This is a genomic window from Streptomyces sp. ISL-11, from assembly GCF_018614525.1.
GTDB lineage: Bacteria > Actinomycetota > Actinomycetes > Streptomycetales > Streptomycetaceae > Streptomyces.
Window position 1 is genome coordinate 327 of sequence record NZ_JAGGOL010000081.1, and the last position, 809, is coordinate 1,135.

The window sequence follows — 809 nt, forward strand, 5'->3', positions numbered from 1 at the left end:
CCGGACGTCCTGAGACACTGGCGGGGATGAACGAGACACCGATGCGCGCCCGTGCCCTGGTCGACCTGGCCGCCCTGCGAGCCAACGTCCGTGTGCTGCGCGCCCGCGCGCCCAAGGCTCAGCTGATGGCCGTGGTCAAGGCGGACGCGTACGGCCACGGTGCGGTGCCCTGTGCCCGCGCGGCCCGGCAGGCCGGCGCCGAGTGGCTCGGTACGGCTACCCCGCAGGAGGCGCTCGCGCTGCGCGCGGCGGGCGACACGGGCCCGATGCTGTGCTGGCTGTGGACGCCGGGCGGGCCGTGGCGGGAGGCCGTCGAGGCCGGCATCGACGTGACGGCGAGCGGCGTGTGGGCCGTCGAGGAGATCCGCGAGGCTGCCCGCGCGGCCGGCCGGCCCGCCCGCGTCCAGCTGAAGATCGACACCGGTCTCGGCCGCAACGGCTGCGCGCCCGACGACTGGCCGGAACTGANNACCCCTCCATCCAGGCGCAGCTGCGGCTCTTCCGGGACGCCCTGGCCTACGCCGAGGCGCAGGGCATCGACCCGGAGGTGCGGCACATAGCCAACTCCCCGGCCACCCTGACGCTCCCCGAGGCCCACTTCGACCTCGTACGCACCGGGATCGCGGTCTACGGCGTCTCGCCGAGCCCCGAGATCGGCACCCCCGAGGACTTCGGGCTCAAACCGGTCATGACGCTCTGCGCCTCCCTCGCCTCCGTCAAGACGGTGCCGGGCGGCCACGGTGTCTCGTACGGGCATCACTACATCACTCCCGGAACCACTACTCTCGCCCTCGTTCCCGTCGGTTACG

Annotated in this window: 1 pseudogene; it reads left to right on the forward strand. The window is 73.5% G+C overall.

From position 1 onward, the window contains the following. Nucleotides 1-26: 26 nt before the first annotated feature. Nucleotides 27-809: pseudogene (locus J7E86_RS18025) on the forward strand (alanine racemase); the annotation flags it as partial.